At 31.6% G+C, this 26,076-nt stretch carries 23 protein-coding genes; 4 read left to right on the top strand and 19 right to left on the bottom strand.

The features are described 5' to 3' along the window. Positions 1–57: 57 nt before the first annotated feature. Entirely contained in the window at positions 58–1,236 is a 1,179-nt protein-coding gene (locus BWR22_RS03220) for a vWA domain-containing protein (protein WP_076731997.1), read from the top strand. 70 nt (positions 1,237–1,306) lie between these two features. On the opposite strand, the gene BWR22_RS03215 is transcribed toward BWR22_RS03220, so the two are convergent. Further along, a complete protein-coding gene (locus BWR22_RS03215; RefSeq protein WP_076731996.1) occupies positions 1,307–2,317 on the bottom strand; it encodes a PorP/SprF family type IX secretion system membrane protein in 1,011 nt (336 codons plus the stop codon). A gap of 258 nt (positions 2,318–2,575) precedes the next feature. Between BWR22_RS03215 and BWR22_RS03210 the strand changes: the two genes are divergently transcribed. Continuing rightward, positions 2,576–3,478, top strand: coding sequence for a NifU family protein (locus tag BWR22_RS03210; protein WP_076731995.1), 903 nt, complete (start codon positions 2,576–2,578; stop codon positions 3,476–3,478). Between the two features lie 109 nt (positions 3,479–3,587). Continuing rightward, complete coding sequence (locus tag BWR22_RS03205; RefSeq protein WP_076731994.1) at positions 3,588–3,788, top strand: dodecin family protein; 201 nt, start codon at positions 3,588–3,590, stop codon at positions 3,786–3,788. A gap of 247 nt (positions 3,789–4,035) precedes the next feature. Here the strand turns inward: BWR22_RS03205 and BWR22_RS03200 are convergent, their stop codons facing one another. Continuing rightward, the gene (locus BWR22_RS03200) at positions 4,036–11,208 is read right to left on the bottom strand and encodes a choice-of-anchor L domain-containing protein (protein WP_076731993.1); all 7,173 of its coding nucleotides are present in this window, start codon (positions 11,206–11,208) and stop codon (positions 4,036–4,038) included. A gap of 368 nt (positions 11,209–11,576) precedes the next feature. Here BWR22_RS03200 and BWR22_RS03195 point away from each other — a divergent pair, with 368 nt between their 5' ends. After that, positions 11,577–12,389, top strand: coding sequence for a mechanosensitive ion channel family protein (locus tag BWR22_RS03195; protein ID WP_076731992.1), 813 nt, complete (start codon positions 11,577–11,579; stop codon positions 12,387–12,389). On the opposite strand, the gene tsaB is transcribed toward BWR22_RS03195, so the two are convergent. The 17 genes from tsaB to cyoE all read right to left on the bottom strand — a co-directional run bounded on the left by tsaB (position 12,390) and on the right by cyoE (position 26,029). Continuing rightward, positions 12,390–13,067, bottom strand: coding sequence for a tRNA (adenosine(37)-N6)-threonylcarbamoyltransferase complex dimerization subunit type 1 TsaB (gene tsaB / locus BWR22_RS03190; protein ID WP_076731991.1), 678 nt, complete (start codon positions 13,065–13,067; stop codon positions 12,390–12,392). 7 nt (positions 13,068–13,074) lie between these two features. Next, on the bottom strand, positions 13,075–14,415 hold the full coding sequence (locus BWR22_RS03185; protein WP_083678193.1) for a TolC family protein: 1,341 nt from the start codon (positions 14,413–14,415) through the stop codon (positions 13,075–13,077). Next, positions 14,402–15,514 (bottom strand): efflux RND transporter periplasmic adaptor subunit, encoded by a 1,113-nt coding sequence (locus tag BWR22_RS03180; RefSeq protein ID WP_076731989.1) that lies wholly within the window; start codon positions 15,512–15,514, stop codon positions 14,402–14,404. The genes BWR22_RS03185 and BWR22_RS03180 overlap by 14 nt, the downstream gene beginning before the upstream one ends. Positions 15,515–15,594: 80 nt before the next feature. After that, a complete protein-coding gene (locus tag BWR22_RS03175; RefSeq protein WP_076731988.1) occupies positions 15,595–16,836 on the bottom strand; it encodes an ABC transporter permease in 1,242 nt (413 codons plus the stop codon). Between the two features lie 2 nt (positions 16,837–16,838). Further along, complete coding sequence (locus tag BWR22_RS03170) at positions 16,839–18,068, bottom strand: ABC transporter permease (RefSeq protein WP_076731987.1); 1,230 nt, start codon at positions 18,066–18,068, stop codon at positions 16,839–16,841. Next, the gene (locus BWR22_RS03165) at positions 18,061–18,762 is read right to left on the bottom strand and encodes an ABC transporter ATP-binding protein (protein ID WP_076731986.1); all 702 of its coding nucleotides are present in this window, start codon (positions 18,760–18,762) and stop codon (positions 18,061–18,063) included. The genes BWR22_RS03170 and BWR22_RS03165 overlap by 8 nt, the downstream gene beginning before the upstream one ends. A 151-nt stretch (positions 18,763–18,913) precedes the next feature. Beyond that, a complete protein-coding gene (locus tag BWR22_RS03160) occupies positions 18,914–19,345 on the bottom strand; it encodes a DUF1573 domain-containing protein (RefSeq protein WP_076731985.1) in 432 nt (143 codons plus the stop codon). Between the two features lie 4 nt (positions 19,346–19,349). Further along, entirely contained in the window at positions 19,350–20,246 is an 897-nt protein-coding gene (locus BWR22_RS03155) for a carboxypeptidase-like regulatory domain-containing protein (protein WP_076731984.1), read from the bottom strand. Between the two features lie 66 nt (positions 20,247–20,312). Beyond that, complete coding sequence (locus BWR22_RS14330) at positions 20,313–20,468, bottom strand: hypothetical protein (RefSeq protein WP_156875563.1); 156 nt, start codon at positions 20,466–20,468, stop codon at positions 20,313–20,315. 128 nt (positions 20,469–20,596) lie between these two features. Then, complete coding sequence (locus BWR22_RS03150; RefSeq protein ID WP_076731983.1) at positions 20,597–20,824, bottom strand: hypothetical protein; 228 nt, start codon at positions 20,822–20,824, stop codon at positions 20,597–20,599. A gap of 44 nt (positions 20,825–20,868) precedes the next feature. Then, complete coding sequence (locus tag BWR22_RS03145) at positions 20,869–21,417, bottom strand: DUF420 domain-containing protein (RefSeq protein WP_076731982.1); 549 nt, start codon at positions 21,415–21,417, stop codon at positions 20,869–20,871. Positions 21,418–21,477: 60 nt separating this feature from the next. Next, positions 21,478–22,221 carry an SCO family protein gene (locus BWR22_RS03140; RefSeq protein ID WP_076731981.1) on the bottom strand — a complete coding sequence of 248 codons (744 nt, stop codon included), beginning with the start codon at positions 22,219–22,221 and terminating at the stop codon, positions 21,478–21,480. Further along, positions 22,208–22,942, bottom strand: coding sequence for a hypothetical protein (locus BWR22_RS03135; RefSeq protein WP_076731980.1), 735 nt, complete (start codon positions 22,940–22,942; stop codon positions 22,208–22,210). Before BWR22_RS03135 ends, BWR22_RS03140 begins: the two co-directional genes overlap by 14 nt. 86 nt (positions 22,943–23,028) lie before the next feature. Continuing rightward, positions 23,029–23,409: a cytochrome C oxidase subunit IV family protein gene (locus tag BWR22_RS03130; RefSeq protein WP_076731979.1), complete on the bottom strand. Its 381-nt coding sequence runs from the start codon at positions 23,407–23,409 to the stop codon at positions 23,029–23,031. Between the two features lie 69 nt (positions 23,410–23,478). Beyond that, on the bottom strand, positions 23,479–24,477 hold the full coding sequence (locus tag BWR22_RS03125) for a cytochrome c oxidase subunit 3 (RefSeq protein WP_076731978.1): 999 nt from the start codon (positions 24,475–24,477) through the stop codon (positions 23,479–23,481). A 140-nt stretch (positions 24,478–24,617) separates the two neighbouring features. Continuing rightward, positions 24,618–25,199, bottom strand: a complete 582-nt coding sequence (locus BWR22_RS03120) for a cytochrome c oxidase subunit 3 (RefSeq protein WP_076731977.1) — start codon at positions 25,197–25,199, stop codon at positions 24,618–24,620. A gap of 2 nt (positions 25,200–25,201) precedes the next feature. Further along, positions 25,202–26,029 (bottom strand): heme o synthase, encoded by an 828-nt coding sequence (gene cyoE, locus BWR22_RS03115; RefSeq protein ID WP_156875605.1) that lies wholly within the window; start codon positions 26,027–26,029, stop codon positions 25,202–25,204. Positions 26,030–26,076: the final 47 nt, after the last annotated feature.

Below are 26,076 nucleotides of genomic sequence, written 5' to 3'. Positions count from 1 at the left end.
TGCTAAACATAAGTTTACAATGTTATTTAAGAGCATTAAAATTTAAAACATAAAATTATGACCACAACAATTAAAATTAGTTTATTAACATTAACAACGTTATGTTTCTTAGCATGCAATGCCAAGAACAATAAACACACAGAAAATTTAGCATTTAACAACTCTAATAAAGTTACCAATACTATTACAGCATCAAAACCAGAAAAAAGATATATAAAAGTGGCTTTGTTATTAGATACTAGTAATAGTATGGATGGTCTTATAGACCAAGCAAAAGCACAACTATGGGAAATTGTAAACGAATTATCTTATGCTAAATGTAAAGACGACAAACCAAATTTAGAAATAGCTCTTTACGAATATGGTAATGATAATTTAAATGCCGAAGAAGGTTATATTAGGCAAGTTTTAGCTTTTAGTGATGACTTAGACGAAATCTCTAAAGAACTATTTTCTTTAACAACTAAAGGAGGTAACGAATATTGTGGTTATGTTATAGATACAGCATTAAACCAGCTAGAATGGAATGATAGTAAAGATGATTTAAAATTTATTTTTATAGCAGGAAACGAGCCTTTTACACAAGGTAAAGTTAACTATAAAGATGCTTCAAAGCGAGCACATAATAAAGACATAACTGTAAACACCATTTTTTGTGGTGACTATAATCAAGGTATTTCTGGCTCTTGGAAAGATGGTGCAGATTTGGCACATGGAGATTATATGTCTATTAACCATAATAAGGAAACTGTTTATATAGCCACTCCTTATGATGATGCTATATTAAAACAAAATAGTAAGTTAAATAAAACTTATATAGCTTATGGTAATCAAGGCAGACAAAAAATTCAATTACAAGCAGAGCAAGATGATAATGCACAAGGCTACAGCAATGCTAATGCTGTAAGTAGAACTGTAAGTAAAAGTTCGCATTTGTACAAAAATTCATCTTGGGATTTGGTAGATGCCTCAAAAGATAAAGAGTTTAAATATGAAAAATTAAACAAAAACGAATTACCTCAAGAACTTAAACATAAAACCACGTTAGAGATTAAAACTTACGTTGCAAATAAAAAAGCAGAACGAGAAGCTATTCAGAATGAAATTCAAGAATTAAACAATAAAAGAAAAGAGTATATTTTAAAAGCTAATAAAGAAAATAGTAATGGACTAGAAAACGCTATGATTAAAGCTATAAAATCTCAAGCAAAAGCAAAAAACTATACATGGAAATAGTTTTTCTATAATAACATAAAAAAAGCCTCGTGATTTTACGAGGCTTTTTTTATATTATTTTTTATTGTGCTTAGTTAATTGCTGGACAATTACAACTGTAACGTTCCTTAGAGCAACCAAAATTATATCCTAAAGTAATTTGGTGAAAGCCACCATTATTAAATACTACCGAATTTGCTTGATAGCTATATGTGTAAGCAAACACAAAATTATTTAAATCAACACCTAAAAGTGGTGTTATGTATTGTAATTTTTGGTTACTTACTCCAGAACCATCAACAAATTCTGCACCATCTAAACTTCTTCTATAAGATATTCCTCCCCAAACTTTACCAAAATCCATTGTTTTGTATGCTTTAAGGTTAACATCAAAAGAAGCTTCTTCTGTTGCATCTCTATACATAAACATAACTGAAGGTTCAAAACTCCAATCGTTATTATAACTACTAAAAGTATTACCTACAGAAAATAAATAAGTTCTTAAGTTTTCATAACTTAAACCTTGTTCATTAAAGTTTATTCCATCATTTTCTAATAAATTCTTAACCGTTGCATGCGCATAAAAGTTATACAAATGGTAAGAAAAACCAAAATCAACATTAAAATTTGTAGCCGATTGTTCTATTCCTGCTATAATTGGATCTGGACCATCAAATAAAAACGATGTTTCATCTAATTTGTATTGAATAGCACCAACACTTAAACCAAAAGATAACATGTTTAAATCTATTTCATTTCTCGAAAACATTATGTGATGAGCATATGTAAAATAAGCACCTGTTTGAGAGTGAAAACCATTTTTATCAGAATATAATATTCCTCCAATTCCAGAAGGAGAATCACCAATTCTACCGTTAATACTTGCTGTTAATAAAGCAGGAGCGTTATCATCTCCAAACCATTGTTGACGACCAGTTAATCTAATTTTAGAACAATTAGCAACTCCAGCCATAGATGGGTGAATAAGGTAATAGTTATCTGTTAAGTAATCTGAATATACAGGAAGTCCTTCTTGTGCCTTTGCAATTTGGCTAGTAAAAAAAACTATTACTGCTAATGTTAATAACCTTTGTAATCTCATAATCTCTGTTTTCAAGGTAGATGTTGGTATTAAATCTAAAGCTAATGCTATTATAACTCTTAATTTGCGATAAAATTATATCGTTGCCAAATATATAAATTTACTTTGAATATTTAGACTATCAAAAGTTAAAGCCTCCAATATAAAAAGGATTTAACAAAAAAGCTAAATTTTTAGATATATTGAACTTATTTTTAAATATCAAATATATCGATATCTGTACATACTTTTAGTATTTTTGCAAAAAAAAATTGTAAAATGGACTCTTTTAAAGTTACTACACAAGAAACTTCAAATCCGGCAATACTAAAATTTGAAGTCAATAAATTTATTACTCAACATCAAAGTTTTGAATTTAACAATATAGACGAAGCTAAAGCCTCACCTTTAGCACAACAATTATTCTATTTACCTTTTGTAAAAAAAGTATATATAACAAGTAGTTTTGTTGCTATTGAGCGTTTTAATATTGTTGAATGGAAAGATGTTCAAAACGAAGTGTCTGAGCAAGTTGAAAATTATTTAAACGAAGGCAAACCAGTAATAAATCAAGACATTGCACCTAAAAAAACACCTGTTACTGTATATGCAGAAAGCACTCCAAATCCTAGTGTAATTAAATTTGTTGCTAATAAAAAAATTGCTAATGCTGCTTTTGAATTTACTTCTATTGATACAGCAAAATCATCTCCTTTAGCTACAGAACTATTTCATTTTCCTTTTGTGAAAAGTGTTTTTATTGATGAAAATTATGTCTCAATAACAAAATACGATATTGCCGATTGGAATGATATTACAAATCAACTTCGTGAATTTATTAGAGGCTATATAGAAAATGGAAAGGAAATTATTTCATCATCTGCTCCAGAAGCAATAGAAAAAAGTACAGAGAAAATTGAAGCTCATTTTGAAACATTAGACGACACCTCTAAAGAAATTGTAAATATTTTAGAAGAGTACGTAAAACCTGCTGTTGCTAGCGACGGTGGTAACATACAGTTTGAATCTTACGATGAGAACACAAAAACAGTAAAAGTAATTTTACAAGGAGCTTGTAGTGGCTGTCCATCTTCAACATTCACTCTAAAAAATGGTATTGAGAATATGCTAAAAGAAATGCTAAAAGGTAAGGTAAACACTGTTGAAGCTATAAACGGATAAATTTTAATGCCTAGGTTTAAAACATTAACATTCATTTAGTTCCACTTATTTTACATTTTTAATGAAAATATGTATTTTTAGATTAATATTAATTTAAAAACTAAAACTTATGGCAGTATTAAAAGTTATCGAAGTATTATCAAATTCTGATAAAAGCTGGGAAGATGCAACAAAAAAAGCGGTAAAACACGCCTCTAAAAGTGTTAAAAACATACGTTCTGTATACATAAAAGATCAAAGTGCAAGTGTTAAAGATGGAGAAGTATCAGATTTTAGAGTAAACTTAAAAATTACTTTTGAAGTAGATTAAACAATCACTTTTATAAAAAATAAATCAAACGCCTAAACATAAGTTTAGGCGTTTATTTTTTTAACGAACTAACACTATTAAATATGAGCTAAGTTATTTTATTTAATGCATCCAAAAAAATAGCGCTGCTATCCTCAACATAAGCGCACTCATACATTTCATTCAATATTGCAATACCTAATATAACATATAATAAAAAACGCCCAAACTTATGTTTGGGCGTTTTAGTTTTTAATAGTTTATACGTTTATCGTTTTAAAGTAAAGTGTGCTTTAAACTGTTTCTTAACCGTAGGATTATTAGGTTCTCTATATTCTACAGTAAACCAGTAATCGCTAGTTGGCATTGGGTTACCATTGTAAGTGCCATCCCAACCTTCGCCTAATGGACTTAACTGTTTTAAGAGTTTACCATAACGATCAAAAATATAGATTACAGCATCTGCTTGACGGCCTATATCGTAAATATTCCACGTGTCATGGTAACCATCGTCATTTGGTGTAAAGTATAATGGATAGTCCATAACTGTTATTGTTGTTGTGCTTTCTCCACAACCTTGTGTGTCTCTTACCGTTATAGTATGTTCTCCTGCTGCAACATCAGAGAAGGTGTACACATAAGCACCCGCAGTGTTTTGTGTGCCTAATTCCCAATCTCCTCCATCTAAACTAAATTCGTATTCAGCTATAGATGTGCTAGTGGTACCTGTTGCTGTTACTAAAATATCATGCTGCTCTGCAAAGGCTAATGTTGTTACCTCTGCTTCTAATACTGGTGGCTCGCTTACGGTAACTAAAGTGGTTACTTCGTCGTTTGAGCATCCTGTAGCATTATCTGTCGCCACTACACCATAAGTTCCGCCTTGTGTTGGTTCTATAAATTCTGAGGTCTCGTTTGGTAATACTGCACCATCTAAAGTCCACTCAAAAGTATATTGTGAAGGATCTAAACCGGTATCTATTACTGGTGAGTTTATAACCTCGCTGCCATTAGTGTTAATACATAATAAGTATGCACTGTCTAACATAAACGATGGCATTGGATTAACCTGTAAGGTAATTTCTGCAGTCTCATAACATGATGAGCTGTCTATCATCGTTCCTGGATTAGCAGGATCGTTTATCATTAAATCATTATCTACTCTTACAATAATAACTTGTGGATTAACCGTGTTAGTGTAAGTAAATGGTAATGGATTGATACCTGCATCTGCATCGGCTTGTGTTTCGTAATACGTTACAGTATAATCTGCTGGATCTTGACCGTCTAATACATCTGCATTTTGAGTGGTTAAATCGAAAACAGTCGTGTCGTTTGTCGTGTCTCCATCAAACTCCATTGTGTCATCACAGGCTTCGTATACAATTGGACCTCCAACTGGATTGGCTTGTGCGGCTTCGTCTACTACTAAATTAAAGGTAAGTGCTGTGGTATCGCATCCGGTTACGGTATTGGTAATATTAACGTAAATGGTTTGTGGATCACTAGTGTTAGTATAATCGCCACTTATTGCTAAATCATTAATACCTGCATCGGCTTCAGCTTGTGTTTCATGGTAGGTTACCGTGAAGATGGCTGGATCTTGACCGTTTAATATGGCTGCTGTCATTGTTGTTAAATCAAAGTCTGCAACGTTATCTGTATTTAATTCACAAATCACATAGTCTTCTACTGGTGTTACTACTGGTAATGGGTTTACAATAATATCGAAACTCACTAAACTGTAACATCCTGTACCGCCTAATCCTGTTGGGTCTGTACCGTTGGTTAAACGCACATAAATGGTTTGTGGTGTAACAGCAACTCCTGGATTTGCTGGATCTTCGTTAATATGCATGCTTGGGTCTGCTATAGCATTGTTACCCATAATAGCATCGTCTTGTGATAGGTAATAACTTGCTGTTACTCCTAATTCTCCATTAATAATAGTGGCTTCGTTTTGTGTTAAATCGAAAGTCTCTAGCATATCGTTTGGCCCTACAATATCAACATCGTCACACAGTTCTAAATCTTCTGGATCTGGTGTTGGTGATGGATTGTTTAAGACACGGATGGTTACGGTTGTAAAACTGAAACAACCGGTATCATTATCGGTCACTCTTACGTATAAGGTTTGTGGACCTGTCATGGTATTCTCGTACGCTGTTGGATCTGGAATGGCATTCGTATCGGCTTGCGCATCGGCCATGGTTTCGTAATAGGTAACTATCCAACTTACATTCATTGGTCCGGTGATTTCTATATCTTCTACCGTTAAATCGAAGAAAGTGAAACCATCATTAGCTTCCATATAATCGGCATCTAAATCATCACATTGTGATAATAAATTGTCATAATTAGCATCGATTACTGGTGGGAATTCCACGCGAATAACAAAACTTCTTGTGGTAACACAGCCATTAGCATTGCTTACTAAGCGAATGTAAATGGTTTGTGGATTAGTAACATTGGTATAGTTACTCGTGTTTACTATTGGGTTGTTACCACTATCGGCTCCTGCTTGTGTGGTGTGGTATGTTAAGGTGAAATCTGCTGGTGTTTGTCCGTTTGCAAAAATTTGTGGATTGATAACGGCATCAAAATCAAATTGAGCAGTACCATCATTATCGGCATCACAAATTACATAATCTTCAATTGCTATTGGTACTACTGGAGATGGTATTACCGATAATGGTAATTCTACTATAGTGTAACAGCTGGTTAAATCGTTTTGTACAAAGGCATAAACCGTTTGGTTAAACTGTACAATATTGGCATACGGGCTACTTAATGGATTGATTCCATTCATAGCATCGTCTTGCGTTTCGTAATAGGTTGTGGTAACGTCTGGTTCTCCGTTTTCTATTATTACTGTTTGTGCGTCTAAATCGAACAGTGCAAATCCATCGTTATCATCATCACATTCTTCTACTACCGCTGGCATTGCTACTGGCGATGGTAGTGGGTTTACTCTAATATCAAAAGTAGTGATGCTACTACAGCCTGTTACATTATTTGTTCCTAATACATAAATGGTTTGTGCATTTGCAGTGTTTGTATATGGACTAAATATTTGGTCGGCTGGATCGTTGGTTTCTGCGCCTATTTGTGTGCTAAAATAGGTTAAGGTAATACCGGTTTGTCCTGCTAAAATATCGGCATTAGCATCTTCTAATGTAAAGGCTTCTACCTCGTCTCCTGGATTATTAACGTCACATAAATTTAATGATGCGGCTTGTGCTAATACTGGTAATGGATTAACGATAAGTTCTAGCTCTATAGTTTTATAGCAACCTGTAGCATTGTCTTCTACACGTATCCATACACTGTCCATATCGGCAGTGGTGTTTACATAAGCGTTTGGTGTAGCTATGGCATTGTTTGGTGCCTCGGCATTGGCTTGTGTTTGGTAGTAAGTAATGGTGTATAATGTTGGGTCTAAATCGTTAGTGGCATCACCATCTAAAAGATTTAGTACTTCTGGCTCTTTAACAGTTAAATCGAAACTTGCAAATCCATCGGCATCATCATCACAAACTTCTAATGGTGTTAAATTTGCTGGTGTAATGATTTGTGGTTCTGGGTTAACGATTAATACTAGTTCTACAAAGGTAGCACAGTCGGTTGCTATTGTTGCGCTTTCTACACGTACATATATGGTTTGTGTGTTGGCTACAATATTATTATAATCGCCTGTTATTGGGTTTACACTATTGTCTGCATCGGCCATGGTTTCATGGTAAGTTACATCTAATCCTGTAGCGCCTCCTGTAATTTCTGCTTCGGCATCGGTTAGTGTAAAGACTCCAAACCCATCACTATCTGGATCGCAATGCTCTAGAGGTGTTGGTGTAAAGGCTACTGGTGCTTGTTCTACTGCTAACTCTAAAGTTGTGGTTGTGTAACAGTTGGTGTTTACATTTAAAACACCGGCTACAATGGTTTGTGGGTTACTAATGTTTGTGTATTGGCTTGGTAACGGATTGCTTTGTGCATCGGCATCGGCTTGATCAAAATAATAGGTTACGGCATAGGCTGGATTGCCTCCGGTAATTTCATTATTTTTTATGGTTAAATCAATCTCTGTTAAACCGTCTGGTGTACCATCGTCACAAACTTCTAAAGTGGTTGGTGCTATGGCTGTTGGTAGTGGATACGCTGTTACAGATTCTGTACTTGAATCTGGACATATTCCATTTGTTAAATAATCTACTACATAAGTATTTCCTGGAGTTCCTCCTGTTATTTCTCCTGTTGTAGCATCTAAAATTGCTAAATCTCCTGGTGGCGTATTAAAACTAAAAATTCCTCCTGGTGTAGCTACTGTATCTATTACTGCTCCATCACAAGTTGGTGTATAAGTAAAAGATGGGTTATCTGTTGTTAAAGTTGTTAATGTAAATATTGTAGATGATGGACATGTACCTCCAATCGTGTACTCTACAAAATAAGTAGTTGCTGAGGCTCCTCCTGTAACAGTTCCCGTAGCTACATCCACAGATGCTCCATCTGTTGGCATAGGATTGAAGCTAAATAAACCTCCTAATGTAGTTTGTGTATCTACTATTCCTCCATCACAAGTAGGAGTCATTGTAAATGAGGCATCAAATGTTTCGTCTACTGTTACGGTAAAAGAACTTGTTGTAGGACAATCACCGTTAGTTGTATAATCTACATTATAACTTGCTGTAGAAACACCGTTTGTAATTGTTCCTGTATTTGTATCTATTATTGCTCCATCAGTTGGCACTGGATTGAAAGCATAAGTTCCTCCTGGTGTAACCACAGAATCTACAATTGCTCCATCACATGTTGGTTGCATTGTAAACGTAGAATCTTCGTTAAGATTTACAGTAATAGTAAAACTTGTTTCACCATAGCATGTTGGATTAGCATTATCATCTACTCTAACATAAATAGTTTGTGGACTAGGCATATTAGTATATGTTGCTGGATTAGGTATAGCATTTGTAGAAGTTGCTATATCTGTTTGATTCTCATAAAAACTAACAGTAAAATTAGCAGGATCCTGACCGTTTAAAATATCGGATTCCAGAGCTGTTAAATCAAAAACTTCTACTCCATCATTACTTGGATCATCGCAAACTACAATGTCTGCTGGCGCAGTTGCATTTGCATTAGGATTAACAATTAAATTAAACACTTCTGTTGGAGATGCAATGTAACAAGCACTATCTTGTACACTTTCAATTCTCACATAAATAGGTTGCGGACTCGATGTATTTGTATACGGACTCGTTAATGCATTAGTACCAGCATCTGCATTTGCAAAATCTAAATGGTAAGTTACGTTAAAATCTGCTGCTGCTTGTGTTCCTAAAATTGAAGCATCCTGAGTTGTTAAATCGAAAGACTCTACTCCATCATTTGTAATATCATCACAAACTTCCATGTCTAAAGTAGGGTTTAAAACGATATTAAGATATTCTAGCAAAAATTCTTCAGTATCATAACACAATCCAGATTGCGTATCATCTATTCTAATATATACTGTTTCTCCATCTGTTCCTGCATAAGCTGCTGGATTTGCTATAGGATTTATATCTGCCTCTGCATCCGCAAGAGAATTATGGAATGTGGTAGTTATTGTTGTTGGGTCTTGAGTTCCAATTGCAGAAGTTTCGTTTGAAGTTAAATCGAATAAAACTGTTCCTCCATTATCACATTCTGTAATATCTGAAACGGATTGTATAGTTGGACCAGGAATAAATTCTACAAAAATGGAATCTGAAGTTTGACACGTTGCCGAAAAAACAATATCTACAGAATAATTACCTTCTTGAGTTGCATTAAGAATTGAACCTGTTTCTCCAGGAATTACATTCCCATCTAGGTACCACGTATGTATAGCCGTAGGTAAATCTGTATCTAATTGTACAGATGTACCTTGACATTCTGCTGTACCGGCAGAAATAGTAATATCATCTCCTAAATCTCCTCCTAAACTAAAAGAACCTGCTCCTAAAAATACGGCTGCATCGTAAGCTGTATCTAAAGCATCTGCTATCACCAATTTAATGGTGTATGGGTTATTAGGTATTACATTAGAAAAAGCTGTCATTGGCACAGTATAACCTAGAAAGTTTATTGGACTGTTTGCACCAGGCTCTCCACCTGCTCCATAATAAGAATCGAAAAATTGAGGATTAGAAGATGGACAACTACCATTCCACATATTATCTCTTACTGAAAAAACAGTAACAACATCTGTAGTTCCTGGCACTAAAGCTAAGTTTGTTGTAACTCCTGTAACTTGATCTGTTAATAAGAATGCAAAAGCATCTGTATAACTACATTGAAATGTTCCATATTCTTCAGACGCAAATATAAAATCGAAACTAATTGAACTTGCAATTGGCACGAAATCGAACTGCAAATAAGATGCATTATTAGTGTTTGTTCCTCCAATTTCAGCCTCTAAATCTGCATCTCCTGGCCATCCGCCACCACCTGCACTTTGGTTTCCATCTTCCGGACCTTCTGCTGCAATAGCACTTCCTGAGGATAATATAATTCCTGCTTCAAAACCAAATGCTCCTGGCAGAGCTGTAAAAGAACCTATACCATCAACAGTACCAAAATCAACTCCTGAACTAGAAATAATATTAGATACTGAAGCACATGGACTATCTATAAGAACATCTTCTACTAATTGCTGGGCATTATAAGTTGTTACATCTACATCTATATATGGAGTTAAAACCTCTACCGTTACTGTAGCTGTTTCTGAACACCCAGTAGGATTAGTATCTGTTACAGTAAATGTTGTTGTAAAAGTTCCTATATTATTAAATTCATGAGTTACAACTTGACCATTTACAGGAATAGAACCATCACCAAAATTCCATGAATAAGTTGCTCCTGTTCCATCATCTGCAAACACAGCACTACCTTCGAAATCTACAGTTGCACCAACAGGTATTTGTATAACACCTGCTCCATTTGCTACAGGATTTGTACTATCTATTGTTGGTGTAATAATTTGGCATGCTTGTAAACACGAAATATCTGCTGCCCAACCTGTAGTATTACCACCTCCATCACTAGTAAAAGCTAATGTAAGACAACCCGTAGGACTAGTAGGTGACGCTGTTATTGTTTGAGGATTATTTGCTGCACCTGCTCCTGAAAAAACACCTATTACAGCTGCTGTTGTATCATCTCCATCATAAATAGTTAATTCGTCTATACCTATTTGAGTTCCAAAAAAAGTAAAATCAAGCTCTATAAATTGATCTGGACCGTCTGGACATAGTGTTAACACAAAATTTTCATCGTTTGAATAATTTGATGATGCTCCACCAGAATCATAAAGTGTTCCTGAACATTGATTAAAGGTTCCATTTTGCATTAAAAGATCTTGAGCAAAAAGAGCCGAGGAACAAAAAAGCAAAACTAAAATTAGCGTAAAATTCTTCATTATGAATGGTTTTTATTTTTGATATAGGAATATGTACAATTATACTAATAAATACTTAAAATACATTGCATTTAATGAGTAATACAACCCAAAAAATGGACTTTCATCTATATGTGTTACTATTACAGTAACTTGATTGTTATATGCATATAACAATCATATTTAATAAACTCCTACCTTTTTTAGAATTATAGCTTAATATTTTTTTTAAATTAAATAAGCTTGATTTTAATTATAAATAAAATTAGGCCTTACATTTTAACGCATTTATTATACTATATAAAGATTTTAAGATTTTTTAAACATAATTAGGGATAACGAATAGATGAATTCTAATTAATTTAGTAATTATTAATAAAAACAAAATAATGGATTTACAAAATTGGATTGACAAAGGTTACGAACTTATGCTAGAGTATACTCCTAAAGTACTATTGGCGATAGTTATATGGATTATTGGAGCATACGTTATTAAATATCTTAAGAAAGGTATTTCTAAAACAATGGATAAAGCTAATTATGATATTAGTCTTAAAAAATTCTTATCAGATTTAATTAGTTGGGTATTAAAAATTATTTTAATAGTAATTATTTTAGGCACATTAGGTATTGAAACAGCTTCTTTTGCTGCCATAATTGCTGCTGCTGGTTTAGCTGTAGGTTTAGCTCTACAAGGGTCTTTAGGTAATTTTGCCGGTGGTGTTTTAATAATGATTTTTAAACCTTTTAAAATTGGCGACTTTATAGAAGCCCAAGGTGAAAGTGGAACTGTAAAAGAAATTGAAATTTTTACTACTAAACTTACAACTCCAGATAATAAAGAAATTATTTTACCAAATGGAAGTTTAAGTAATGGCAATATAACCAATTATTCTACTGAAGATACTCGTCGTGTAGATGTAACATTTGGTGTAGGTTACGATTCTGATATAAAAACTACAAAAGAAGTTATCATGAGTGTAATTAACGCTAATGAACTTATTTTAAAAGATCCGGCTCCAGCAATTAATGTTAACGAACTAGCAGATAGTTCTATTAACTTTTTTACTAGAGTTTGGGTTAAAAAAGAAGATTACTGGACAATTAATTTTTACCTAATTGAACAAACAAAAGAAGCCTTAGACGCTGCCGGAATTGATATTCCTTACCCACATAGTGTAGAAATACAGAAAAACGAGTAATTACTTTTTAGGTTTTGGCTTTAATGCTATAAAATCTTTTAAGTAATAAGGTTCAAAATAAGCGACATCTTCGGTGTCGCTTTTTTTGTATTTTGAAAAAGCTAAAGCACTCATTTCTTTTGCAGATGGTAACTTACCTTCAACAAAAATAGCATTTTCATTATTAATTATTTCTTTTGTTTTCTCTACACCGTTACCAATAAAAGAAACTTTACCTTTTAACAATTCAGCTTTAAAAGATGTTTCATCTAAAATTTGCGCTTCAATCTTTCTTATTTCTTTTAATTCTGAAGAAAAAATAGCAGAATATACTTCCATACGTCTTGCATCAAGCATAGGTATAATTAAACCACTTTCTGCTTTTACCTGATGTGCTAAAGCCTCTAAGGTAGAAACTGAAATTAATGGAATATCTAAGGCATAACATAATCCTTTTGCTGCCGATACTCCAATACGTAATCCAGTGTATGAGCCTGGACCTTTGCTAACTGCAATTGCATCTAATTGATGACGCTCTATATTAGCTTCGCGAAGCGTTTCATCTATAAAAACATGCAAACGCTCTGCATGAGAATAATTACTACTATAATCTTCTTTTAAAAGCAAAGTCTCACCATTTTTAGATAGTGAGACAGAGCAATTAGTTGTTGCTGTTTCTATGCTTAATATTATTGCCAAAATTTATTTATTGTGTTATTGGTTTTCCAAGGTAGAAATCTAACACTTTTGTTTTAAATACAAAATCGTATTTAGCATTAATTAATGAAGATTCTGCATTTACCAATCTTAATCTAGACTGTTCTAAATCGAAAGCATTCATTACTCCAATGTTATATCTCTCTTCTGCATTACCAAAAGCTAATTGTTGAGACTCTAAAGAAACTTTTGCTGCTTCGTATGCTCTTAATGCTGATTTAGCATCTGTAAAGGCACGCTGTATATTAGCTTCTAAATTTAGTTTTGCTTGTTCTAAATTTAACAGTGCGTTTTCTTCTTGTATTTGTGACTTTGCAACTGCAGTTTTATTTTGGTATTGAGAAAAAATTGGTACATTAACATTTAACCTAAAACTGTGTCCTTTGTTTATATCTAATTCGCTAAAAAACGATTGCTTAAAAAACTCGCTATCACGCTCACTCCAAACAGAACTTAAACCATAACTAGCAGTAACACTTGGATAGTAACCACTTTTAGAAATTTCTGTACCTAATTTAGAATTTTCTATGTTTTTTTCTGCTACTTTAATTTCATTTCTATTTGCTAATGCATAATCTAAAATTGGTTCTACATCTGCATACAATAATTCGGCAGAAGGATTTTCTACATCTATAACCTCTACTTGAAATCCTTTGAATGGGACTTGTAAAATTTGAGATAATGTTAATATTGAAAGTTCGTAGTTATTTTCGGCAACGGTAACACTCTGTAAGTCTCTACTTAATGTTGCTTCTGCATCGTAAATATTAGCTTTAGGTTGTACTCCAGCATTAACCAATTCTTTTACTTGGTTTAATTGTTTTTTAGAAAATTCGTATTGCGCTTTAGCTGTTTCTAAGTTTTCCTTATTAAACAAAATATTTAAATAAGAGTTTACAACATTTAAAGAAATGTCATCTTGAATTCTTGCTAATTCCAGCTCATTAGTTTCTAGGTTAAGTTGAGACTGTTTGTATAAATTTGTTCTTCTAAATCCATTAAAAACAGTATAACTAGCACCAATACTATAATTTGCAGAATAAGTTACTTCATTATTAATACGCTGGTTTGATACTGGATCGAAACCAGAACCAATACTTACTCCTGTTCCTATTCCTGCATTTGCTGATGGTAAAAACTGGCCTTTGGCTGCTATAATATCTTGCTCGTTTGTAAGTAATGTGTTTTTAATTTGTAGTATAGAAATATTATTTTCTAATGCATGATTTACACATTCTTGTAACGACCATATTTTTTCTTGAGCATTAATCGATACACTAAATAATAGTGTAATTAAAAAAACTATTCCTTTATAATTAATCTTCATCATTATCTTCTTTAGAGGCTTTGTTCCAAACTTTAATTTTATCTCCTTCTTTAACTCCTTCTGTTATTTCTACATTTATTCCATCAGAAAGTCCTAACTCTACATTCTTTTTCTCAAATTTTCCTTCACCTACTTCTATTTCTACAAAAGGTTTTTCGGTAATTCTATTAAATTGAAGTAAAGATTCTTTAATAACCATTACACTGTCTTTACTTTCCATTTCAATTTCTGCATTAGCACTGTAACCTGCTCTAATTTTAGTAGAACGTTCTACTTCTACATCTGCTTTAATTGTAAACTGTACTGCTCCATTTTCTTCACTTCCTTTTGGTGCTACAAAAGTTAGTTTTGCTGGAAATTCTTTTTCACCAATGGCGCCTAAAATAACTTTAATATCTTTTCCTTCTTCTAGTTTTCCAACTTCGGCTTCATCAACTTTTCCTTCAAAAATCATTTTGCTCATATCTGCAATAAAAGCAATTGTTGTTCCTGCATTAAAGTTATTACTTTCAATAACTTGATCTCCTTCTCGAACAGGAATTTCTAATATTGTTCCGGCAATAAGCGCTGTAATGTTTGTGTTTGCAGATCCTCCTCCAGATATAGAACCTCTTTTTATAATTTGATAATTGTTTTGAGCTTGACGTAAGGTTTCGCTTGCTTGATTTAATGCTAACTCACTATTTTCAAAATCTTGTCTTGAAATAACGCCTTTATCGAATAGAGCTTTATTTCTATCGTAAACAGTTTTAGAGTTATTGTATGCTAATTTTGCAGATGCTATTTGTCCATTTGCTCCAACTAAACTTTGCTCGTTTGGCACTACTCTAATTTTTGCAATTACATCTCCTTTTTCAACTATATCTCCTTCTTCCACCATTATTTTATCTATAATCCCAGTGATTTGTGGTTTAAGTTCAATTTCTTCTTCAGGATTTAATTTACCTGTTGCTACCGTTTTTGTATTAATTGAGGTATAAAATGGTTGTGCTGTTTTAAAATCTTCTACAGATTTTGAGTTAGAATCCTTAAAGTACTTAAGTACCCATAGTAACGCTACAACTAGTGCAAAAATTACGATGACTTTTAATGCTTTTTTCATTTTTAATTTAATTTTTGTACTGAAAAAAAATTCAGTGTACATTGGTTTTAAGCTACGCTTTTATTATTTATTTTGATTGATTATTCTTCTCTTAACGCTTCAATTGGCTTTATACTTGTGGCTTTAAATGCTGGTATTAATCCTATTAAAGTACCTAATATTATTAGTATTATTAATGCTACAAAAACTACAGATATGGATACAGATGCGTTTACAATAACAGCTTCATCACCATGACCAAATGCAGCATCTAAAGCAATTAAAATCCAGCCTCCACTTATTATTCCAAATAAGCCTGCTAAAATTGTTATAAATACTGCTTCAACAACTATTTGTCTTTTTATCTCGAAAGGTGTTGCACCAAGTGCACGGCGCACTCCTATTTCTTTTGTTCTTTCTTTTACTGTAATTAATAAAATATTTCCAATTGCAAATACTCCGGCTATTAATGTTGCAATACCCACAAACCAAGTTAAAAACTGCATACCTGTTAAAAATCCAGTTACTTTAGCAAATTCTTTTCCTAGGTTAAAGCTACCAAAGGCACGATTATCTTCAGGATGTACTTTATTTAAGTTTCTTAATATTAGTTTAGCATCGGCTTCAATTTGAGAGATATCGTATTCTGGTTTTCCTGTAATCATCATCCAACCAATATTTTCTCCCATATTATAGATTTGCTGAAAGGTAGTAAATGGAATGTGCATATCGCTTGTTGGTCCCATATTCTGGTTTCCATTTTCAAACATACCAACGACTTTAAAATTCATTCCGTTTAACTGAATGTATTCTCCAATCATTTCTGCATCTTTATCGAATAGTTGTTTATATATTTCTTCGGATATAACTACAACTTTTCGTTTTTCATCAATATCGGTTTGATTAATAAATCGACCTTGAATCATCTTCTTTTTCTGAACTTTATCTAATAACGGATAGTCTCCATTAACACCAAAAGTTCCTGACAAAAACTTGTGTACAACCAAAGCTTGACTTTGATTTCTTGGCACAACAAATTCTATTCCATCAACATTTTCTTCAATTTTTTTAGCGTCGCTAATTTTAAGTTGTACAAGTCTTCCTTCTTGAAAACCTTTAAATGGTTTACTTGTACTTTGCGCCCAAACAAATACACTGTTTGTTGCAAAACTTCCAAATAATCTATTAAATGAGTTTTCTAAACCACGAGCAGAACCTAACAATCCTATAAGTAATAAAATTCCCCACCAAACACCAACCATTGTTAATGCCGAACGTAGTTTGTTTTTGGTTAAACTATCGTAGACTTCTTGCCATGTATCTCTTTCAAATAAAAATCGCATAATTAATCGTCTCTTAGTGCTACAATAGGTTTAATTCTTGAGGCTTTTTTTGCAGGTAAATAGCCTGCAATTGCTCCTGCTATTATTAAAACAATAGTTGCTCCAATAATTATAGATGTTTCAACACCTGCTTCTTTTATAAAATAGGTTTCTAAAGAAGGAGCTGCTAATTCAACTACTCCCATTCCAATTACCAAACCTACAAAACCTGCTATTACAGTTATTAAAACAGATTCTAATAAAATAATAGATACTATAGATTTTGGAGATGCACCTAAGGCTTTACGTATACCTATTTCTTTTGTGCGTTCTTTTACTATAAATATCATCATGTTACTAATACCTACAACTCCGGCTATAAGTGTTCCAAAACCAATAACTAAAATCATTATATTAATACCAAGCGTCATTTGTCCAATTGCTTTAGAATCGTTTGCTAAGTTTCTTACCCTAATAGCGCGTTGGTCGTTTTGCGAAACTAAAAAACGATCTTTAAGTTTTCTTGTAAGCATATTGCTAAAACTTATTGCCGCATCGAAGTTTAAGTCTGGATTGTAGGTTAAATTTATTTGGTCTATATGTTGATTGTTACCATAAATTTGTTGTGCTGTAGTTACTGGCATATAAATTAGTCTTTCTTCTCTATCTCCACCATCGTCACTAAAAACACCAACTACTTTATATTGAATGCCATTTAAATTTATGTATTTGCCAATAGCTGTAGTTTTTAGAAACAAATCCTCTTCTACTAAGCGACCTATAACAACAACTTTAGTTTTATTTTTTATATCAGATTCATTAATATAACGCCCATAATTAACTTTTGTATTTTCAAGGTATTGATGATCTGGGTTAACAGCTCTAACGCTATAACTACTTTTTTCGTTTCTAAAGGTAGCTGTTACATTTAAATATATTCTAGAGGTTATATACTGTACTTTATCTCCAAATTCCTCTTCAATCCATTCTTGGTCCTTGTTTTCGAATTGTATTTGTCTTCCTGCTTGTAAACCGTTACTAGCTTTAGAAGTTTGACCAGAGTTTATAAAAATAGAATTTGCTGCGTCATCTACAAATGCAGTGTCGAAAGTATTTAACAAACCATTTCCTAAGCCAAAAAGAATAGTAAATAAAAGAATAGCAAAAGCTACAGTAAAGCCAGAAAGTAGACTTCTGGTTTTATTCATATTTATACTTTGGAAGATTTCTCTCCAGAGATCTCTATCAAACATATTGCGACGCTCTTACTTGTTCTACAAATACGTCTTCTATAATTACACCATCTTTTAAACGTACAATACGTTTACACATTTGTGCAATGTCTTCTTCGTGAGTTACCATTAAAATGGTTTTTCCTTCATCGTTAAGAGATTGAATAAAATCCATAATCTCATGAGATGTTTTAGTATCTAAAGCTCCTGTTGGCTCATCTGCCAATAATAATTTTGGATTTGCAGCTAGTGCCCTTGCAATGGCTACACGTTGTTTTTGGCCTCCAGATAACTCATTAGGTAAATGGTGCGCCCAATTTTTTAAACCTACTTTTTCTAAATGATACAATCCTTTTTCTATACGTTCTTTACGTTTTAAACCTTGGTAGTATAGTGGCAATGCAACATTATCTAATGCATTTTTGTAGTTTATAAGATTGAAAGACTGAAAAATAAATCCTAAAAATTTATTTCTATAAATGGCTGCTTTTTTTTCGGTAAGATTTTTAATAGGAACATTATCTAAAATGTAATCGCCTTCATCTGCTTCGTCTAGCATTCCTATAATATTTAGCAAAGTAGATTTTCCTGATCCTGAAGAACCCATAATTGCTACCATTTCTCCTGCTTCCACAGAAAGGTCGATACCTTTTAATACATGTAAACTAGAATCTCCAATAGGATAAGATTTATGTATCTTATTAATTTTGAGCATAATGGTTGGTTTTTTGATTGATGTATTACTACATTATATCCATTAGACTACAAAGAACTTTATTTGTTACAGGAATAATTTAAAAAAAATGTTAAAACTCTATTATGCAAAAAAATGCTTATGTGATTTTTAAAGAAATTAAATATATATTTTACTTTTTTATTTCTGAAATATATCCAGACATAGACAGTACAGCAACTCCTTTCTCAATGTTACATTCAATTAACATTAAATTATTTATACTTCCAATTTTATCTTTAGTTGCAATAAATTTTGTTGAAATATCTAAAATTTGATTTTTTTGAAGTGACTGTTTATCAAAGTTGATTTCTATACAATCACAATTTGAAATAATTCTAGTAATCTTTAATGGTTCTTCTGAAATATTTTTAATGTGATAAGTATATAAGACAGTATCATTAACAGATATTAATCCAAAATCATAATCTTGGTTTTCAATAGATAGTTCCGAATATATTTGTTCTTTAAATTCTTCTTCAATTTCTTTTGTTTCTTTTTTACATGAATGAATAGTGCTAAAAATAATTACCAAAAATGTAACCTTAAAAATTAACTTTGCCATCCTTTTATTCTTTTGGCATTAAAACATCTACTCCTATCATAACATTACCTTTTTTACTTCTGTCACCAAAGTTTCCTCTTTTAAATTCAACAAAACCTAGTCTCCAAGATTTTCCTCTATATTTAGACCAAGTTAATACTTCTTCATTAGAAAATTTAAATCCGTATGCTGGACCTATTCTATCATACTTCTTAGATTCATTTTTAGGGTCAATAAATTCAACACCAATACACATACCTTCTTCTGGTAAATAAATATCGAAGTCCTCTACTTTAATGTTAAGAGTGTAATTTTTGTTTTTTGTTTTAACAACTATATTTTTAGTGTACAATTCGTAACCCGGTTTTTTATTTGCAGCATCATAACTATAAAATTTAATATTTAATGATGCAACAAAATTTACGTCTTTTCTTTTTTTAAGTTTTATGTATACCTTTTTTAATTTACCTTCTTTTCTAAATGGATTCTCTATCAATACACCTGTTTCATAACCAATTAAAGAACTTACCGAAGTAATGCCATTTCTTTTTTCTCCTAATGTGTGTTTTTCTTTATATTCTATCTTTTTTGAATTAATTACAACTTCGTTTAATTCTGTGATTTTTTCTTTTAATAAAACATCTACTTTAACATCTTTTTTGGTTCTAAAACCATCAAGTACAATAGATTTAGAATGATAACCAATCGAGCTAATTCTTAAAGTATCATAAAGATGTTTTGTTATATCAAAATTAAAAACACCTTTACTATCAGTATAAACACCTTTGTTTTTTGTCATTAAAGTAACGTTAGCATACTCTAAAGGTTTTTTAGTAAGTGAATCTATAACTTTTCCTGTTATGTTTTGGGAAAAAGAAAAATTAAAGATTAATAATAAAAGTATTTTAATAAGTAAATTCATAGTATTGAATGTAATAAAAAACTCCAAGCAAAAATATTACTTGGAGCTTAAAAATGACAATTATTTTCAAGGACATTCGAAAACTTCATAGTCATGATCAATAACTTCTCCCGAACTTGAATATGTTACTGTATGTGTACCTACACAACCATTTGTAAATATATGTGCAAATGTTACTTTTCTTTTTTTAGGAAGCGCATCTACAGTTGGTGAATACAACATTGAACCTTCAAAAACTGCTAATAAAGCTAAACTTTTTAATTTTTATAAATTGATATTGGTTAATAATGCTCTTAATTTCGTAAAAAAAATAAAATAAAAAGGCGATTTTTTTATAAAAACTTAAAACTCTATGTTTTGTTTTTCTTCTTTCTAAAATACTTCCAATAAATAGCAAAACCAACCATAAACACAAGAATGTACGGTATCGACATTAAGTAAATAATACCATCGTTAATGCCTTTTGCTGCACCTTGTCCTTCTTCATTTTCCAATACTGCACGACACATAGCGCATTGCGCATTAGTCTCAAAAAATGCGAGAATAGAAAAAATAAAAAATAAGACTTTAGTTTTCATAAATATTAGAGTATTAGTCTTGTTTTAGCTGAAGTTAGATAGCACTATACATAATAAGGTGCAATCATTAAATACACAATAACACCAGTTACTGCAACGTATAACCATAAAGGATATGTAATACGCGCTATTTTTTTATGTCTTTGAAAATTATTAGAAATTGCTCTTACATAAGTTATTAAAACAAAAGGAATAACTGCAATAGACAAAATTATGTGTGTAATTAAAATAAAATAATATACATAAGATATTACACCTTCTCCACCAAACTTAGTAGAATCGCTAGTCATGTGATACGCGATATATAATAATAAGAATAAAACTGATAATGTAATTGCAAATTTCATTAATTTCTCGTGCAGAGCTCTATTCCCTTTTTTAATTTGTATTACCGCAACAATTAAAACTATTGCTGTAATACCATTTATAAAGGCATAAATTGGAGGTAAAAAAGTTAATGGTTCTATATTTAAACCAAAATCTTTTAATTTAATACCAAATAATGCTGCTACTGCTAACGGTATTACAATGGATAGAATTACAATCCATTTATTATATTTTTTTTCGTTTTGTAGGTTCTCTTGAGAATTCATATTTTTAAAGTAATGTGATTTTGAAACAGGATCTAAATAATTTTATAGTGTATTAATAAATTATTCGTTTAAAAGCTTTTTAATATCTTCTTTTAGCATAGTAATTTCCTGCTCATTACCATCTTCGTCCATTTTTTCTTGTTCGCTAATTACACCTTTATAGAAAATTTTAGGGTTTCCAAAACCATCTAATCGAGAGCGAATAAAACCGTTTTTATCTATTAATGCAAAATCTCCAGAGTGCTCAAATCCAATTTCATCGTCTTCAACTTTACCAACAAATATATTAAAACCAACGTTTGCTAATTTGTAAATCTCTGTTTCATCACCAGTCATTAAATTCCAATTAGGATTGGTAATTCCATATCTTTCTGCGTAAGATTTTAAAACTTCTGGTGTATCTAATTCTGGTGTTATTGAAAAAGATGCTACTCCAAAATTATTTTCATTTTTAAATACATTTTGAATATCTACCAAGTTTCTATTCATTCTTGGACAAATTGTAGGACATGTTGTAAAAAAGAATTCTACTACGTATACTTTTCCTTTATAATCATCTTGAGTAATTATTTCTCCGTCTTGATTTATAAAGCTAAAATTTGGTACTTTTTTTGGTTTACCGTTAATTTCTATAAAAGCTAATTCTTCTTTATTTTCAAAATTATTGTCCTGTCCAACACTCATTCTGTTGTTTCGGGTAATATCTTTATCTTTTATGCGATTTATAATTTTTGGAATAAAAATAATTCCGAATAGTAAAATTATAAAAGCAATACCTATGTATGAGTAGTTATTCTTTTTCATCTGTTTTGTTATCTGGATTTAGGTCTTTAGCTCTCCTGTTTGATGAATCTATCTTGTTTCTACCAGATTTTCTATATTCTTCTAATAGCACACGCATATCTTCGGCAGCTAATTTATTTTTAATTATTGACACTTTAGAACAATCGTAAGCTGTAAGTGGATATACTTGTGTTTCCTTTTCCTTCTCTTTCTTTGTTCTATCGTCTAAACGACCACGTTGGTTTAATTCTTTATCTATAACAAAAACACTATTTGTTGCTAAAGTATTATCTAACTGTAAACTTGTTCTTAAACTATTAAACAGCTTATTAATATCACTATCTGTTGCTGCTACAAAGTGCCAATATTTATGTTCACTATATTTATTAAGTTCTTGAATTAATCTGCTAGTACGATCGTGAGAATCTAATGTCACCATCATTACAATTTGAAAATTTTTAAACCCTTTAAATTTATTATAAATAAGTTCCTTTAGGTTTGAAGCTTCTATAATTTTAGATTCTGGATCGCTTCCTAAAAAACCTAAAACGGTAATGTGGTCTTTTAATACAACATCTGAATTAGCAACTGATGATAAATTAGATATGTCTAACACATCTTCCTTTACTACATCAAGCACATTGTAATTATTTGTAGATGGATAAAGCAAGAGTAAAAATGCTACAGGTAGAAAAAACAATATGCCTAAAATTAGGTATTTTACTACTGGTTTATTACTCATAATTAGATCTTGTTATTTTTTTACAAAAATAAAAAAGGTGGTTTAAAAAAACCACCTTTTACTATCTTTTAACTTATATAAGTTTATTAAAAATCACGTTTAATAAATCCGTTTCTATAAACACTTTCTACATAACCTCCTTCTTGTAATAGAATAAATACTAAGTAGCAAATTAAAAATACTGCAGTCCATACAACAGCACGTCTTAATCCTTTAGTTTCATCTCTCATGTGCATAAAGTCCCAAGTAATATAATATGCTTTTACAATGGTTAATATTATGAAAATCCAGTTTAAACCTTTCATTCCTAATACATTTCCCATTAAAACTTCAGGTTTATAGATACCCAATACTACTTCTATTGCTGTTACAAATGTTAAGAAAGCTAGTACTCCCCAAATTTTTTGAGTGTTAGACTTAAACTTCCATAATCCTCTAAATATTTCTAATTTATGTTCGTGTGCCATTTTATATGTTTTTAGATTTCCTTTAACTTTTTTTTACCAAGCTTAGAAAATGAAAAATAAATTTATTTATTAAACTAAGTAGAAGAATGTGAAAACAAATACCCAAACTAAATCTACAAAGTGCCAGTATAATCCTACCTTCTCTACCATTTCATAGTTTTTACGTCTTTCGTAAGTACCTATAACAACGTTAAAGAAAATAATAATATTAATTACAACTCCTGATAATACGTGGAAACCGTGGAATCCAGTAATAAAGAAAAAGAAATCTGCAAATAACGGAGAGCCATATTCATTAACTTTTAAATTAGCACCATGTACTACAAGTTTTCCGTTTGCTTTTAACTGCTTTAAAGACTCTTCTCTAGATAGTACAGTTTTATGTCCTTCCTCATTAATAATTTGATTTCTAATTAAAATATTCTCATTAGAAACTAAACCATTGTATACTTCATCTACAGTATATTCTGGAAGCGCACCTTCATCTACAAACCATAACCCAGATTTTCTTTCGTGTTGCGTTCTTTCTCCATGTGTTGCTTTTGCAAAATCTGCTATAGCTACACGTTCAAATTTTTGCTCTCCATCTACAGTTTTATATTCTCCAAATTGCAAAATATTACCACCTTTAGTTTGTACAGCTCCAAATTCTCCTTTAATAAAAGTATTCCACTCCCATGCTTGAGAACCTACGAATATAATACCACCAATAATGGTTAAGAACATATACCATGTTACTTTTTTCTGGTTCATGTGGTGTCCAGCATCTACTGCTAATACCATTGTAACTGAAGACATGATTAATATAAACGTCATAAACGCCACATAAATCATTGGATAATTACCATGAAAAAAAGGTATGTGAGTAAAAACTTCATCTGCTATTGGCCAAGAGTCAATAAATTTGAATCTTGAAAAACCATAAGCAGCTAAAAATCCTGAAAATGTTAAGGCATCTGATACGATAAAAAACCACATCATCATTTTTCCATAACTGGCCTTTAGAGGATTGCTTCCTCCGCCCCAAGTTTTACCTTCTGTTCCAGTAGTTGCAACTGTAGTATTCATATAGTTGAGTTCGTTAATTTTAAATATTGCACAAAAATAATCATTTTCTTCTACTAAAGAAATGTTAAACTGTAATTTTTGAGCCTTGTTTTATTTGATTAGTAAATTCTCTTTTTCTTCCTTGATATTATTATAAAAATCTAGCCTACAAAATACATGAGTAAATATAAGAATACCCACAGTATATCAATAAAATGCCAAAATGTTCCTGCTAATTCCATACCTAGCATATTATTAGCTGTGTACTTTTGTTTAAAATGATTATAAATTACAACCAACAAACAAATTAATCCGACGGCGACGTGTAATAAATGAAAAAATGCAATTAAAAATATAAAAGACGCTTTAGGATCGCTTGTTTGCCCAGTAAAATAGTATCCAGAATCTATTAATGCTTTAAAACCTTGAAATTGAAGGAAAATAAATATTACACCTAATATAAAGCTAAGTAATAAAAAAGAAGTTGTTAACTTTCTATTATTATTTTTTAAAGCACGTTGTGCTAAAATATACGCAACACTACTTGCTAATATTACAAAAACACTAATTAAAAATACTTGTGGCAACTCTAATTCTTGAGACCAGTCTGGACGTTTTCTACTAATAATAACTGCACTTGTTAAACCAGCAAACGACATAAATAATGCAATTAGTCCAAACCAAAGCATCATTTTTTTAGCTCTGCTATTTTTTTCTTTTAAAGTACCTTGTGTTAAATCCATGATTATCTAATAAATTTATCTACTACGTAAATAATTTGTATTAATGTGATGTAAGATACGCTAGCTAACATAAGTTGTTTAGCTGCTTTTTCTGTCATTTTTTTAAATAACTGAAATGCATAATACAGCATAAATAAACCTAAACCAAAAACAATAGTTGCAGCTATATAAGACAACTCTAACTTTCCTGTTACACCAAAAACTGGTACAATTGAAACTAGAATAGTCCATATGGTATACATAATTGTTTGTACAGCTGTACCTTTATCTTGTTTACCTGTTGGCAGCATAAAAAAGCCTCCCTTTTTATAGTCGTTATATAAAAACCAACCTATAGCCCAAAAGTGAGGAAATTGCCAAAAAAATTGTAAGGCAAATAGTGTTCCTGGCTCTATACCAAAATCATTAGTAGCCGCTACCCAACCTAACATAAATGGTATGGCTCCGGGAATAGCACCAACAAACACTGCCAAAGGTGTTTTTGTTTTTAATGGTGTGTATGCGCAAGTGTATAAAAAAATAGAAATTGCACCAAACATTGCTGTTTGCGGATTTATATAATATAAAATAGCAATACCAAGAATAGTAAAAATAGTAGCGATAACAAAAGCAGTACGCACAGTCATACGGCCAGAAGGAATAGGACGATTTTTAGTTCTGTCCATTAAAGCATCTAAATCTTTTTCTATAATTTGATTATACGCGTTAGATGCGCCAACCATAAAATAGCCTCCTAAAGCCAATAGTAAAAGTGTAGTAAAATCTACAGTATCTGCACCTAATAAATAACCTGCAACGGATGAGAATACCACACTTAATGCTAATCGCATTTTTGTGATTTCTTTAAAATCTGAAATCAAGGAATGTTTTACAACTG

It is taken from the genome of Lacinutrix venerupis (assembly GCF_001971745.1).
Lineage (GTDB): Bacteria > Bacteroidota > Bacteroidia > Flavobacteriales > Flavobacteriaceae > Lacinutrix > Lacinutrix venerupis.
Note: the sequence above shows the minus strand (reverse complement) of the source record. Positions and strands in the feature narration are given on the sequence as shown.